Origin of the sequence: Uliginosibacterium gangwonense DSM 18521, from assembly GCF_000373965.1 — a bacterium.
GTDB classification, from domain to species: Bacteria; Pseudomonadota; Gammaproteobacteria; order Burkholderiales; family Rhodocyclaceae; genus Uliginosibacterium; species Uliginosibacterium gangwonense.
The window spans coordinates 78,572-92,225 of record NZ_KB892867.1; the positions used below are offsets into that span (position 1 = coordinate 78,572).

12 protein-coding genes are annotated in these 13,654 nt (G+C 54.9%); 5 read left to right on the forward strand and 7 right to left on the reverse strand.

What is annotated here, in order from left to right:
- Positions 1-419: 419 nt before the first annotated feature.
- Entirely contained in the window at positions 420-839 is a 420-nt protein-coding gene (locus tag B145_RS0121805; RefSeq protein WP_018610221.1) for a VOC family protein, read from the reverse strand.
- Positions 840-887: 48 nt separating this feature from the next.
- Positions 888-2,600: a cation:proton antiporter gene (locus B145_RS0121810; protein WP_018610224.1), complete on the reverse strand. Its 1,713-nt coding sequence runs from the start codon at positions 2,598-2,600 to the stop codon at positions 888-890.
- Positions 2,601-3,079: 479 nt separating this feature from the next.
- On the opposite strand from B145_RS0121810, the gene B145_RS29550 reads away from it, so the two are divergent.
- Positions 3,080-3,211, forward strand: coding sequence for a hypothetical protein (locus B145_RS29550; RefSeq protein ID WP_281167677.1), 132 nt, complete (start codon positions 3,080-3,082; stop codon positions 3,209-3,211).
- A 206-nt stretch (positions 3,212-3,417) separates the two neighbouring features.
- Positions 3,418-4,248 (forward strand): hypothetical protein, encoded by an 831-nt coding sequence (locus tag B145_RS27860; protein WP_018610227.1) that lies wholly within the window; start codon positions 3,418-3,420, stop codon positions 4,246-4,248.
- Between the two features lie 76 nt (positions 4,249-4,324).
- Here the strand turns inward: B145_RS27860 and B145_RS0121825 are convergent, their stop codons facing one another.
- Entirely contained in the window at positions 4,325-5,083 is a 759-nt protein-coding gene (locus B145_RS0121825) for a substrate-binding periplasmic protein (protein WP_018610228.1), read from the reverse strand.
- 292 nt (positions 5,084-5,375) lie between these two features.
- On the opposite strand from B145_RS0121825, the gene B145_RS0121830 reads away from it, so the two are divergent.
- Positions 5,376-7,526: a LamG-like jellyroll fold domain-containing protein gene (locus B145_RS0121830; RefSeq protein WP_157288582.1), complete on the forward strand. Its 2,151-nt coding sequence runs from the start codon at positions 5,376-5,378 to the stop codon at positions 7,524-7,526.
- A 58-nt stretch (positions 7,527-7,584) separates the two neighbouring features.
- Here B145_RS0121830 and B145_RS0121835 read toward each other — a convergent pair whose 3' ends face one another.
- Positions 7,585-8,778, reverse strand: a complete 1,194-nt coding sequence (locus B145_RS0121835) for a putative acyl-CoA thioester hydrolase (RefSeq protein WP_018610232.1) — start codon at positions 8,776-8,778, stop codon at positions 7,585-7,587.
- 236 nt (positions 8,779-9,014) lie between these two features.
- Here B145_RS0121835 and B145_RS0121840 point away from each other — a divergent pair, with 236 nt between their 5' ends.
- Complete coding sequence (locus B145_RS0121840; protein WP_018610234.1) at positions 9,015-9,749, forward strand: hypothetical protein; 735 nt, start codon at positions 9,015-9,017, stop codon at positions 9,747-9,749.
- Here the strand turns inward: B145_RS0121840 and B145_RS0121845 are convergent.
- A complete protein-coding gene (locus B145_RS0121845; protein ID WP_018610235.1) occupies positions 9,746-10,501 on the reverse strand; it encodes a substrate-binding periplasmic protein in 756 nt (251 codons plus the stop codon). The two genes, B145_RS0121840 and B145_RS0121845, sit on opposite strands and share 4 nt — an antisense overlap.
- Before the next feature lie 163 nt (positions 10,502-10,664).
- Positions 10,665-11,408 (reverse strand): substrate-binding periplasmic protein, encoded by a 744-nt coding sequence (locus B145_RS0121850; RefSeq protein WP_018610237.1) that lies wholly within the window; start codon positions 11,406-11,408, stop codon positions 10,665-10,667.
- A 240-nt stretch (positions 11,409-11,648) separates the two neighbouring features.
- Between B145_RS0121850 and B145_RS27865 the strand changes: the two genes are divergently transcribed.
- On the forward strand, positions 11,649-12,587 hold the full coding sequence (locus B145_RS27865; protein ID WP_018610239.1) for a hypothetical protein: 939 nt from the start codon (positions 11,649-11,651) through the stop codon (positions 12,585-12,587).
- A gap of 116 nt (positions 12,588-12,703) precedes the next feature.
- Here B145_RS27865 and B145_RS0121860 read toward each other — a convergent pair whose 3' ends face one another.
- Positions 12,704-13,459, reverse strand: coding sequence for a sulfite exporter TauE/SafE family protein (locus tag B145_RS0121860; RefSeq protein ID WP_018610241.1), 756 nt, complete (start codon positions 13,457-13,459; stop codon positions 12,704-12,706).
- Between the last annotated feature and the right edge of the window lie 195 nt (positions 13,460-13,654).

A 13,654-nucleotide genomic window follows, 5' to 3' on the forward strand; every position in this document is an offset into this window, starting at 1 on the left:
TGCGGGTAGGGAGCAGGTGATACAGGTGGGGATGAAATCTGAAAGTCATGTCTGATTGCCTTCAAGGCAGATGTCCGTTGCCTGATGAGGCATGACGATTGATCAGGATGTGCCGAGATGAGTGTCGCGCCTAATTTATCCGTGCGCTACCGGATGTAATCGCGGTGGAAGCGCTGATCCGCTGACCCAGACTTCACACTACCGAATGGCAAGACCCTTTACGAGAAAGCCAAGGTCCAAAGTGGAGCCATATGAAGATAGAAGCTGATATATGTTGATGAGGAGGTAATCCTACCTGACCTGCAGCGGAGTTGTTACACAGGCCAAGGCAAACACACTGGATTCTCCTTCAGGAAAAACGTGAGTGACTATGCAGCATATTTTGCACATGCTTGCTTGGTGCATGCATAAGTCATGGATCACCAATCCCAATCCATTTCAACATCCTGCCCGGTGTATTGGCTGCTGACGGGAGTGTATTGATGGAACTCGATGGCGGTGTCAGCCGGGTCGGTGATCCAGAATTGCAGCGTGCCGTCACTGCCAGTCTTGATTTCGGTGGTGGGGACGCCGTGGCTGTGCAGGTGGCGTTGGGCAGCGTAAATGTCGTCTGTTTCCAGGGCGAAGTGGTTCAGGCGAAGCTGAGTGGCAGGCGCGACGGCATGATCGAAGAGTTCCATGTAAGTTTGCGGAGCGATTTCTAAAAATGCGCCTGTTATTTTTCCTTCTTTTGTGAAATTAAAGACTTTTTTGAAACCGAGGGCCCTGGTGTAGAAATCCAGTGCTGCAGGCAGGTCTGGGCAGTGGATGCAGATGTGTGCGAGTTTGCGGACGATCATAGGGTTGTTGATTGATGCAGTTTGATTGATTTCTGGGTGAGGTGGCCGTCAGTGCGTTTGCTGAGGCTCTGGTGGTGTGAAGCGTTGGAGGACGTGGCTGGCCATGCCCCGGGCCAGTTCTTCTTCGCCAAAAAAGACTGTGCCGAGGTTTTCGTTGCGCAGCAACTGCGATTCGTCTTCGCTGTGGGTGCGCAGCACGACTTCGATGTCGGGGTTAAGGGTGCGGGCGGTCTCGACCATGGCCCTCACATTGAGGGCGTCCGGCGTGGTAATCACGAGCATGGCGGCTTTGGCAACATGGGCCTGGATGAGGACCGCCGGGTCGGTAGCATTGCCTGATACGGCGGGGATGCCTTGTTTGCGCAGATCCTCGACCAGTTCACGGTTTTCTTCAGCAACCACATAGGGAATGTGCTGACCTTCAAGCGCCTGGGCTACTCTGCGCCCGACTCGGCCATAGCCGATGAGAACGACTTGGCCTTCGAGGTATTTGCGTTCGGTGCTGGTGGGTAATTCAGCATAGGGGTCTTGGCGTTGCTCGACACGACGGGCAAGCTCCGAGTACTGGATCACCCAGCGGCGGAAAGGTTGGATAGCAGCAAACAGCAGGGAATTCAGGGCGATGGAGATGAGCACGCCGGAGACGATCAGGCTCATTCCTTCTGCGGGCAGTAGTCCCAAGGTGAGGCCAAGCCCGGCCAGGATGATGGAGAATTCACCGATCTGTGCCAACCCTGCGGCAACCGAGAGGGCTGTGTTCAGCGGGTAGCGTAACGCTATGACCAGGGAGAGGGAGGCGATGGCGTTACCAAGAATGGCGATGGCCACGACGGCAAGTACGTGCAGGGGATGTTCAAGCAGGATGGTGGGCTTGAAAACCATGCCGACCGAGACGAAGAAGAGCACAGAGAATGCATCGCGTAGCGGCAGGGATTCTTGCGCGGCGCGGTGGCTGAATTCCGATTCGCGCATCACCGTGCCTGCAAAGAAGGCCCCCAGCGCAAAGGAAACGCTGAAAAGCGCAGCGGCCCCATAGGCGATGCCGACTGCGCTGGCAATAACCGCCAGGGTGAAAAGCTCCCGCGAGCCGGTGCGGGCAACCTGCCAGAGCATCCAGGGCAGGGCGCGGCGACCGATGATGAGCATGAGGGCGATAAAGGCGGAGACCTGGAGCAGTGTTTTACAGATGGTGACCCAGAGTGGCTCGGGCACAGCAACGACAGGCGCATGACCACCCAACACCCCAGCCAGTGGTGGCAGGAGAACGAGTACAAGTACTGTGACCAGATCCTGCACCACCAGCCAGCCGACAGCGATGCGCCCATTCATGGTGTCAAGCTGCTTGGTAGCCTCCAGGCTTTTGAGCAGCACAACAGTGCTGGCGCAAGCCAGCGAGACGCCCATGACGAGCGCTCCTCCCAGGCTCCAGCCCCAAAGCAGCCCAAGGCCGGTACCCAAGGCGCTGGTCAAACCCATCTGTACCACTGCGCCAGGGATGGCGATGCGGCGCACACTGAGCAGATCGGCAGGCGAGAAGTGCAGGCCCACGCCAAACATCAGGAGCATAACCCCGATTTCCGATAGCTGCGATGCAATGTGCATGTCTGCCACAAAGCCCGGTGTGGCCGGGCCAATGGCAATACCCGCCAGCAGGTAGCCGACCAGTGCGGGCAGCTTGATGCGCTCAGCAATGAAACCAAAAACAAGGGCCACGCCGAAACCGGCTACCAGCGTGGTGATCAGGGAAATGTTGTGCTCCATGCAGTGCTTTCGTGTCGCGGGCCAGGTAAATAGTCCGCAGGTGGGGAAGATGGTACATCGCGCAATGTATGGATGGAGTGCCGTTATGGCGAATTGTTCCCCACCGGAACAGGAAAAACGTGCAGGCAATCAGGCGGGGGTGTAGGGCTTTCTACCTATTAGCGCAAAGATGCGGTGTGGGGTTCGCAGGGGCTCATCAGGGAAGCACGTAGTGAGCATGGTGGCATGTTCGGCATCGAAACGAGTTACGGCCTCAGGCTGGCGGCTGCGCCTGTCCAGATCACGGGCTTGCTCAAACAGGGGGCCATGCCTGTGATTCGGCAGCCGCGTCGGGAAAAGCTTCGTCCAAGCTTTGGTTCTCAATATATATGTCATATTCAACCAACCGGCTGAAGAACGAATCCAGAAAATCTGTGCGGTGGCGGCGATAATTCTGTGTAGTGAGGCCGAAGTTAATCGGGGGCATACCAGGTTTCTGCATGGCGCATGCGCTGGAGCAGGGCATACAGGAACAACTCATCCGCCCTCGCGCCCACTATGTAGGTGTAGCCATTCCCTTTACAGGCAAAAATCTGCCCAAAGGCAGGGTTGTACGCATGGGGCGAGGCTGAACACTATCTTGGTGCAGGCGTGTCGGTAACAATCATTTACGCTGTTTGAATGAGGCTCCCCTATAGAATAAGCGTAGAAAATTACGGGGCCCCGTTCAAGGGCTGTTCAGAGGCTGGCTGCAAAAGTGCAGCAGCTTTGGAGCAGTTTCACTGTGCCCAATTGAGCCTGATCGCAATCAGGCCCTTACAGAGTGAAGGAGTTGGGTATGGAAACGAAGTACCGGATCGTTTTCAAAGGTGTGCTTGTTGAAGGTTTCGATCCTGCAACAGTCAAACGGGCTGCTGCGCAGCGTTTGAAGCTGGAAGGCGATGCCATCGAAAGAGTGTTCTGTGGGCGCAGGGCCGTGCTCAAGAAGAACCTGGATCGGGTCACAGCCGAACGCTATCTGGGTGCTTTGCGACAGATCGGCATGCAGGCGGGCGTCGAAGAGCAGCCCCCCTTGGCGGCGTCCCCTGCGCCTGAGGTGAAGCAAGCTGCCTTTGATGCGCTTTCCACGGTAACCAACCCGCTTGTGCTTGTCCCTGAGGGAATTGCTCCCCCTGCGCCAGAGCCTGTCGTGGAATTCGATCCGCATAAAACCCATATCAACCTCGCCCGTGCGGAAGAGTTGCTCAGCCGTGTGGCGGTATCCACGGTGGAGGAGGTCCCGCAACGTGAAGCGGTGAGAGAGCCGGTGAATGATTCCAATGATAATCTGTCTGCAGCCTCCACTCCGGTAGTAGTTGGGGATGTGCGGACTGCTTTTGTATCCGCCCCCGCTTTGGCGCTGGCTGTGCCTGAGCTTGCAAAGAACCCGGCTGTGGCAGAGCCCCCGATTGCGCTTGCCGCGCCCTCTACTGCTGCCGTTGGGGTCTCAGCGTTTCAAGTGTGTTCGGAGCCATGTTGCCCGCGTTGTGGCGAAGATCTTTCCGTCCTGCTTGAATTGTATATGCAAGATGCGTTGTCATCAGCTCGCCGGACGCATGAGTCAAGCAGCAGAGCAGAGAGAGGTTGGCTGTATAACGTGTGGGGTTGGTTGCGCCCGCGTGCTGCCTAGACGAAGAATCGTTCCTGCATATTGGATGCAGGAACGATTCTTTGCCATAAAGTATGATGGCCTGTAAAGGAGAAATCTATTCGGAATATTTCTTGTCCAGTTTTGCTCTGGTGCCATCACTGCGCATGGCAGCCATGGCCTTGTCAAACTCGGCGACAAGGGCCGGCCCCGCTTTTTTGCTGAACATGATGTAGCTTTGCGTGGTTTCAATCGGTGGGCCGATGACCTTGACCTGCTGGGTGGCATTCAATTCCTTGAGGAAGGCGAAGCCCGGAATGCGGCTACAGACGACTACATCCATGCGTTTGGCCAGGAGCTTTTTGAAGTTTGCCTCATAGGTGGGGGCAACTTCCAGCTTTTTGAAGTCCCCGCGCTGGGCGGCAGCATCAAATACGCTGCCATAAGAGACCTTGTTGACTACGCCAATTGAAGCATTGGCCAGCGATTTCAAATCACCCTTGAATTCTACCGGAGAATCCTTCAGGACGAAGAACACATAGTCCTGGGAGAGTACCGATTCTTTTGGGAACAGGTAGTTGGTTTCGCGTTCTGGAGTTTTCTTCACGGTGAAAAGCGCATCGGCCTCACCCGCATCCAGCATCTGGAAATCTCGTGCCAACGGGTAAAACTCCATTTTATAAGGTTTGCCGATGCGCTTGAAGGCTTCGTTGATAACCTCAATCATTAACCCTGTGGCTGGTTTGCCCTCTTGCACGTTCATGAAGGGTGGGTAGTCAAAACTGACCAGAGTCAGAGGTTTGTTTTGGGCTGATGCTGGCAAGATGAGGGTGAGTAGGCCAAGATAGAGGCCAGTGAATAGGGTTTTGAGGTGCATGGTGGAAGCTATCCTTTCTTTTACGTGGATTTCAGAGGCGGTAACACGAATAGACATGCTGAATGCAAGGTGCTGTAGCGTTCCTCAAATCAGCTTAGGCCGCCTATCCATAATTGCCATACCGCTTTGTGGGCAATGTGTGTCGCCGTGTGAAGGCTGTATGTGTGGGCACCGCTTGTCGGGTAGAAATATACCCTTAGGGGCAAATGCGTGACTGATCGCTTATATTTGTCACCGATCTGTCAGCCGGGCTGCAACTGGCCTGCCTATGCATTCTTTGCCGGTAAACAAAATGACTCATTCAGAATTACCCCAAAACGCTTCACCCTCTTCTGCACAGCGCCGTTTGTTGTTGCAAGGGCTTGTCAGTCTGCCTTGGCTGGGGTTGTTGCCTGGTTGCGGTGGCGGTGGAAGCAGTGACGGTTCATCACTGAGTCTGGATTCCTCGGCAGGATTCACCCATCCAGGCTTGTTGCATACTGAGGCTGATTTTACCCGCATGCGTGCCAAGATTGCGACAGGCGAGCAGCCGTGGACACAGGGCTGGGCCGCGCTGACCTCAAGTGGTTATTCTGCCTTGGGGCAAAGCCCCAATCCGCAGGTCACCATTATCCGGGGCGGTACAGATCAGAATTTTGCCACCATGGTGTATGACATGGAGCGTACCTATCAGGCCGCATTGCGCTGGAAGGTGTCGGGGGATTCTGCTTATGCCGAGCAGGCAGTGAAATTTCTGAATGCATGGTCTTCAACAATGACGACGCTCACCGGTAATGCAGACCGTTTCATTGCGGCGGGTCTGTATGGTTATCAGTGGGCCAACGCGGCGGAAATCATGCGCAGCTATTCAGGTTGGGCCACTGCGGATGTGACGAAATTCCAGCAATGGCTGCTGACACTTTTCTACCCTTTGAGCCATGATTTCCTGCTCAACCACAATGGCTCAAACATCACGAATTACTGGGCATCATGGGATCTGCTGACCATGGCCGGGATTTTGGCAATGGGTGTGTTTTGCGACCGGCGCGATATTTATAACGAAGCCATCAGCTATTTCAAAACGGGCCGTGGCAATGGTGCAGCCGCACACATGGTCTACAGGTTCCATCCGGGGCATGTTGGCCAGTGGCAGGAAAGTGGGCGTGACCAGGGGCATTCCACCTTGAGTATCAGTTGCTGCGCTGCTCTGTGCGAAATGGCCTGGAACCAGGGTGATGATTTGTATGGTTATGATAATAACCGTTTTCTGGCAGGCGCAGAGTACGTGGCTAAATCCAATTTGCAGGATGCCAGCGGCGCCTACTATACATTACCGTTTTCTACGTATAGCAATCGGCAGGGAACGATGACATCGGTATCCTCTTCGGGGCAACCGAATCTGCGTCCGTGCTGGGAGTCGATCTACAACCATTATGTGCACCGCAAGGGCGTTGATGCACCTTGGGTGGCGACAATGGCAGCTCACTTGCGCCCTGAAGGTAATAATACGAATGGTGATCAGCTCAGCTTTGGCACCTTGGCCTATTCGCGTGATGCGCTTGCTACCCAGATGCCACCTTCCGGGTTGAGGGCGTATCCCACTGCGGGAGCGGTGCTGCTGTCGTGGTGGGGCTGCGCCAACGCGACAGCATATAATGTCAAACGTGGAGTGTCTGCTGCCGGGCCGTTTACCACGGTTGCTCATGGCAATACTGATCCGCGTACTCATACGGATTCACCGGGTCAGGGCACTTGGTATTATGTGGTGACGGGTAGCACTGCAAGTGGCGAGACCGGATCATCGAATGTTGTGCGGGTGGTTTTGCCGGGCGAGTTGATTCTCCATTTGCCGTTGAATGAAGGGAGTGGCACAACTGCTGCCGATAGCAGTGGTAACGGGCTGAATGCCACGCTCAACGGGGGAGCCGCTTGGGGGGCTGGGCGCAGCACTAGTAAAGCCTTGTCGTTGGATGGTAGTAGCGGCTATCTGGCGCTGCCAAATGGTGTGCTATCCGGCTTGGGGGATTTTACAGTGGCACTCTGGGTGTATGCCAACAGTGTGACAAAAGGCTCCCGCATCTTTGATTTTGGTTCCAGCGATATTGCCTATTGGTGCCTGTTCGCAGCCGATTGGTCCGGGGCCCTGCGGGCGACGGTGACGGGGACGACCAATTTTGGTGAGCAGAGCATCACGGCAAGCAGTGCGTTGAGCGCAGGCAAATGGGTGCATCTGGTGCTGACATTGTCGGGTACGACTGGGACGTTGTATGTGGATGGGGTAGCGGCTGCGACTGCGATCAATACGGCGATTGATCTGGCGCCCTTCCAACTGGGCAATACTACGCAGAACTGGCTGGGGCGTGCGCAGTATGCGTCGGACCCGTACTTCAACGGCCGTATGCAGGATTTGCGGATCTACAGTGGCGCATTGAGTGCCAGCGAAATTGCTGCGCTGGCTGTTTAGTGGCAGATCACCCAATCAATGCTGTTGGCATTGATTGGGTGTTGCTCAAGTCTGTATATCAGTTGCCGCTACCCGCACCACTGTTGTTATATTCGTAGAAGCGGTTGGGTGAATAGGTGCACCCGCTGGAGCAGTAGGCGCGCCCGGCGGTGGAGCTACCCCATGGGGCAGTCAGGCGGATATGGCCGGCAATGCTGCTGTCTCGAACGGTGACCTGACCATTGGGTGATGCGCCATTGACATAATTTGAAAGGCTGCCAATGCCCTCATCCCATGCACGGGCAAGATAGATGCTGCTGCTGGCAACGCTGCCGGCGTAGTTGAGCGTGCTGTTGATGACGAGGAAGCCGTAGGTGTTGGCTGGTCGAGTGCTGGGGGCGAAGATGTAGCTCGCAGTGCCAGAGCCTAGCCGGGCGCCGGTGTACTGGATAGTGCAGCCATTGAAGGCGGCGGTGCCGTGGCCGAAGATGAAATCGGTGTCGCCCTGGATGAAGCTGCTCTTGAAGTAGGCGCGAATGACGGTGGTATAGCTGGAGCCGCCGATGTAGAGCGTATCCTGGTTGCCAGTGATGCTGACGTTCTCGAAGATGGCCTTGTCACCCCGAACAGCCAAGGCGAGTGCAGACTGGTTGCTGCCGCTGTAGGTGCCTTCTACGTAGCTGTTTTTGAAGCTGAGGTTACGGGCCCGGAAATTAGAGGCCGCCACATTGAAAGTGGCGCTGCCCAATGTTCCTACGGTAGTAGCCGAGGCGTTGCCCACGCAGGCGTGGGTGGACGTGCCAGAGGACTTTGGGGTGAGGTTGGCGTTGCCAAATACGATCACGGTGTTGCCGGAGGTGGCATCCAAGCCATAGAGCGTGATGGGCGGTGCGGAGGATGGGACGCAGACCACTTCCTTGTAGGTACCTGCCTTCACACTGATATATTTGCGTGCACTGCCCCCAGCCGATACGGCTGCGTTGATGGCTGCCTGGATTGTCTTGTAGGTCGCGCTACCGTCCGCCGCAACGGCATAGTTGGCGGTAAAGCTGCTGATGGCGCCCACGCCGCTGCTGGGGTCCCAGTTGTCGGTAGTCAGTGAGCCAAGCGTGCCTGCCTGGGCCATGTACTTGGCCACGGTGTAGTTGGCTGCGCTGGAACTGGTCAATTGCGGGCGGGTCGCGGTGCTGCTGACCGAGTACGCGGGCAGGCTGTAGAGCGAGCAGGCGAGCGCAAGCGCCCATAACCCTTGGCGGGCTGGTGCATGGAACATGGATGTCTCCTGTCTGGTTATTGTTTGCCATGTTGGCCAAGATATTTTAGTTGTGATATCGGTAACATCAAGTCCTATTTATATTTTTTACGTGCTAATGGATGAGTGGAGGTGCTTGTGTTGGTAGATAGCGGTTTAGGTCTTGAATCAGTGGAGCAAGCTGCTCGTGCAAGCCTTGACACCCCATGCATCGGCGGGGATGATCGTTTGCGTACCGTACTGGTGTGGAACTTTTGATGCGTCTTGCTCGCAGTGTGCCTATATTCGCTGTTGTCGTGTTTTGCCTTGCCACGCTATTGGCTGGTTGTGCCAGCATGGATGAAGGCTTCAGTGGGAATGTGCAGCAGATGATCAACAAGAGCCAGCGGCGCGAAAGTTACATGCTGTATAGCTATACGATGCCGGTGTTTGACGATGCACCCGTGCAGCCCTTGTGTGTGGTGTATGCAGGTGATTCGCCACAGGAGGTAGGGCGCCAGCGCCTGTATTACGCAATGGTGGATTTTCGCCTGCCCCAGCAGAATCTGCAGCCAGTGAGCGTGGAAGACAAGGTTGCTGACGCGCGCCTGGCAGCCCCGTGCACGGCACAGGTACGCCCGCAACCCGGCGGGCCAGGGCATCGCATTATCGTGCTGCAGCAGCAGAATGTGCATGCACTCAGCAACGCTGAAGTGTTGGCACAACTGGGGCCGCAAGGCGGACGCGCTTACATTTTTGTCACCCCTGCCAGTGAAGTGCCGGGGGGCGCACAGCACAGCCCGATGCTTTATATGGCGGATGACAAAGGTATTATTTCTTCTTCACGCCTGAACATGCCGGGTAGGGTTGTGGTGGAATACTCCAATACAGGTAAGAAGATCGGCGCTTATGCGCTGTACCCACTTGCCATAGTGGGCGATGTAGCCCTGGGCACCTTGCAACTTATCCTGTATGTGGGTATGGCCCGCGTGTGGCCCAATGCACATCGTTAGCCAAGGGGCCCGTATCGCTTGAGGATTTTGGCAAGGCTGCCATCTTCCTTCATGATACGCATGCTTTCATCAAAGCGTTTTGATAGCGTGCTGTTGACGGGCGTGCGGCGAAAAGCCAGATAGCTGGGGAGTTCTTCCACCGATGGACCACTGACTTTGACCTGATCAAGCGCCCTAAGTTTGCGTAACATGGCGATGCCCACAGCGCGGCTACTGACGACTGCCTCCATGCGGTGGGCGAGGAGTTTTCTGAAGTTCTGTTCAAAGTCGTTGGCAAGTTCCAGGCGGGGGAAAGTGCCTTTGGCAACGGCGGCATCGAAGCGTGGGCCGTAGGAGGCATTGTTGACGATGCCGATGGATACTTGGTTAAGGGAGGCCAGGTCTCCCGTGAATTTCAGTGTGGAGTCTTTGTGGACAAAAATGACAAAGTCCTGCGTGAAGAGTGGCTCACGGGGGAAATACAAAATGGCTTCCCGTTCGTTGGTTTTCTTGATGGTGAAGATGGCGTCGACCTTGCCTATCTCCATCATCATTGCCCGCTGTGCAGGGAAAAACTGCAGGTGAGTATTGAGCTGCATGTGTTTGAAGACTGCGTTGACGATATCAATGGCCATACCTTTGTGGCCGCCGTTCCCATCAACCATATAGGGAGGGTAATCAAACGTGGCCAGTTCCAGCGGTTGTGCCAGGGTACAAGGCGCCACAAGAGCGCCGAACAGGGCGATACATGCGATCAATGGCCGCGTCTTCATGCTGCGTTTCATCCCGGGGGCTGAGTGGGTGGGCCTTTGATGCGTGCCAGCAGGAGCGTTGAGTCCCGGTTCTGGACGCATGAGGAGATGATCTCATGCGTGGGTGACAAATGGTAGGGGTTAGAGCCCGCGATTGGGTCTTCTCAGAATTGGTGCGTACCGTTTATTGCAGTTCAAGGAGCTGCTTGAGGCTGCCATCCTTTTTCATGGCCCGTACAACGGTGTCGAATTGTTTGGCCAGCTCTTCGTTGCCAAGTCTGCGGCTGAACGCGAAGTAACTGGGAACGACTTCGACAGGTGGCCCTATGACCTTGCATTGCTCAAGCCCGCCCAGGCGCCGCAACATTGCCGTACCCATGGTACGGCTGCTGATCAGGGCGTCCATCCGGCCTGCAAGCAGCTTCTTGAAATTGAGTTCGAAACTGTAAGCCACCTCCAGGTGCGGGAAGGCTCCTTGGGCTACTGCGGTGTCAAATCGTGCGCCGTAGGAAACCTTTTCAGCCACGCCCAAAGTAATGTTCTGGAGCGAAGCGAGATTGCCATCGAAATTCAGTTTGGAGTCACGGGGTACGAAGATGACATACTCTTGCTCCAATAGAGCCTCGCCCGGGAATAGCATGCTTTGGTCGCGTTCAGGCGTTTTCTTGAGTGTGAACATCCCGTCTACTTTGGCCATCTCCATCAGCAACAGTGCACGTTGGCTACGGTAGAAGCGGATGGTTGTGCCCTGGTGCATGCGCTTGAAGATTTCCCGGATCGCGTCTACCACCGGGCCCTTGGCCTGGCCATTCTCTTCTATGATGTAAGGTGGGTAGTCGAAGGTGACCAATTCTAAGGTCCGCTGTGCCTGCACGCTTGGCGGTGCTAGCAACAGCAGCAGAAAGGCTAGAATGGACCACGGTTTCATCGGGCTCTCCTCAATCCTTTCAGACTGGTCTTGCGGGGCGGTTACGCCCTTTAGGGTGGAATCCACTTCCTTTGAATCTTATACTGGTTTGCTAGGGAATCACTGTCCTTTGGGGTGGGTGATCCGCCAATCCCTAGGTGATGCGCCGCTTCGACGCAAACGAAGCGGGCTGTACGTTTGGCACAAGTATCAGCAGGGCGTGTCTTGAACAAAAGCCTGCTATAGTAATGGGCATAGCATATGACGCTGCGCCCGGATTGCTCCAAAAAATCCTGGCGCTTTTTCTTGTGGTTTTGGCTGGCCGACAATCGGGGGATGGACAAAAATTCGGTATCCCCGCAAAATCAATTCCATGTCTGTGATGCGCCCAGCGCGTTGCAGTGCCAGGATTGCTTTGTTAGGGCCTTTGAGATGATCGATCTGGATTCACCCCAATGGGCTGAGCTGCAAACAGCATATGGCACGGCGAGTGAAGTGCCGGCCATGCTGGAGGAACTTTACGCTGGGCGTGCCGAGCCGCTGGACGACCTATTTTCCTACATCTGCCACCAGGGCTCCATCTATACAGGGTCGGTGGCGGCGCTCCCGCATCTGCTGAAAATTGCCCAGGCTGTACAAATCGAGGATTTGCCCGAATTCAAGGTGGACGTGCTCACGCTTGCGGGGGCTATTTGTGAGAGTGCGGAATTTACTCCAGAGTTTTACACTCCATACATCAAAAAGGCATTTTTTGAAGAAGCATTAGTGCTTACCTTGGCCACGCTACGAGAATTCAGCAATAGTTCCTGCGCCCTCTATCTACTCAAAGCAGCGGCAGCCTTTGCTGGTCACCCAGGATTGGCACGAGTGTTGGATGGATTTGCCGACGAGGAATTCTCCACTTCCTGCCCGACATGTAAGGTGGACCTCTACATCTGGCCTGCATTGCACGGGCTGACGGTGGCAGCAGAAGACCCCGTGGTTTTTCCCGACACAGAACGTCTGCCGGTTGTTGCTGGCGAACCCGCTGAGTCCACGTATCACGAAGCGTATCAATGGGTGGTGCAAGTACTGGGTAAAATTCCCAATCAGCTCAGTTTGAAGGAGGGCGTCAAGGCACTTTTCGGCAAAGCGACTTGCCCGGCATGTAAACATGAGTTTTTGTTGCTGGACACGCTGATGAATGATTCGCTGGCATAAAGTTTCGTAAGCAAGAACCTCATCGCTCTCCAAGATGCGCAGAGTCTGCTAAAGCAGATACAAAGTTTTGACAATCTATCCGCTGTCTTGGCCGCTCGTCTATAAGCACAAGATGATTACCCATAGTGGGTGCTCAATAGGCTGGGTAGCAGGGAATAGAGCGCATGACTCATTCCGATAATTGCTAAAAGAATAACCATCATTAATACACTGCGTTTAAAGCACGCCTCGCTGAAGTAACTGGCACATCTTCCTCCAATGAAGGTGCCAAGCAGCATGCTTGGAATCAACCACTTCAACTGTTCAAAAAATGCTGGAGTGAGTAGCCCGTTGAATTGATAGCTGGCAAGTGTGACCAAGTTTAGAATCAATGCGTAGGCAGTGATACATGCACGAAAGCGGTCTTTGGGTGTGTCCTGATTGTTCAGGAATAGTGCCACAGGTGGGCCACTCAGCGAGATGCTGGCATTCAAAGCGCCACTCAAGGCACCTACACTCAGAAGCGCAAGGCGCGGGCGACGAATGGGATATTGCTTGCCGCGCAATTGTAATAGAGCAAAACCTGCGATACAGGTGGTAGCTGCAAGCCTGAGCGCATCTGCTTTCATCCAGAGGAGAAGGTGTGTGCCAAGTGGGGCCGCAAGCAGGCTGGAGATTATCAGTAGATGGATGGTTTGCAATCCAATCTGTCGCCAGCAGTTTTTCAAGATCAGTATATTCGTTCCTGCGCTCAGGCAGACAATGAGTGGGACGACCAGTTGTAAAGGGTAGATTTGGCTCAGTATGGGGAGCGAAATCAGTGCAAAGCCAAAACAACTTACACCTTGCACAAAACCTGCAAGCATGACGATCACAATTCCAAGCCACAGCATTCAGTTACCTCGTGGACCAACGATGAGGTTTACACTGTAGATGGTTAATCGATTAACCACAAGCACGCATCTGTGATGCGTTTAAGACTGAAATTTCAGAAGCCACACATAGCAGGGGCGGCCAAGTATTATTAGCGATGCTAATCGGATGTCGTACTTAAAACGCCTAAAAGTTCTTGCTACCCTCCAGGTACG

What these genes read in the sequence shown, in the direction of transcription:
- B145_RS0121805 (WP_018610221.1), bottom strand. Translation starts at nt 839, where the DNA reads ATGATCGTCCGCAAACTCGCACACATCTGCATCCACTGCCCAGACCTG.
- B145_RS0121810 (WP_018610224.1), bottom strand. Translation starts at nt 2,600, where the DNA reads ATGGAGCACAACATTTCCCTGATCACCACGCTGGTAGCCGGTTTCGGC.
- B145_RS29550 (WP_281167677.1), top strand. Translation starts at nt 3,080, where the DNA reads ATGGCGCATGCGCTGGAGCAGGGCATACAGGAACAACTCATCCGCCCT.
- B145_RS27860 (WP_018610227.1), top strand. Translation starts at nt 3,418, where the DNA reads ATGGAAACGAAGTACCGGATCGTTTTCAAAGGTGTGCTTGTTGAAGGT.
- B145_RS0121825 (WP_018610228.1), bottom strand. Translation starts at nt 5,083, where the DNA reads ATGCACCTCAAAACCCTATTCACTGGCCTCTATCTTGGCCTACTCACC.
- B145_RS0121830 (WP_157288582.1), top strand. Translation starts at nt 5,376, where the DNA reads ATGACTCATTCAGAATTACCCCAAAACGCTTCACCCTCTTCTGCACAG.
- B145_RS0121835 (WP_018610232.1), bottom strand. Translation starts at nt 8,778, where the DNA reads ATGTTCCATGCACCAGCCCGCCAAGGGTTATGGGCGCTTGCGCTCGCC.
- B145_RS0121840 (WP_018610234.1), top strand. Translation starts at nt 9,015, where the DNA reads ATGCGTCTTGCTCGCAGTGTGCCTATATTCGCTGTTGTCGTGTTTTGC.
- B145_RS0121845 (WP_018610235.1), bottom strand. Translation starts at nt 10,501, where the DNA reads ATGAAGACGCGGCCATTGATCGCATGTATCGCCCTGTTCGGCGCTCTT.
- B145_RS0121850 (WP_018610237.1), bottom strand. Translation starts at nt 11,408, where the DNA reads ATGAAACCGTGGTCCATTCTAGCCTTTCTGCTGCTGTTGCTAGCACCG.
- B145_RS27865 (WP_018610239.1), top strand. Translation starts at nt 11,649, where the DNA reads ATGACGCTGCGCCCGGATTGCTCCAAAAAATCCTGGCGCTTTTTCTTG.
- B145_RS0121860 (WP_018610241.1), bottom strand. Translation starts at nt 13,459, where the DNA reads ATGCTGTGGCTTGGAATTGTGATCGTCATGCTTGCAGGTTTTGTGCAA.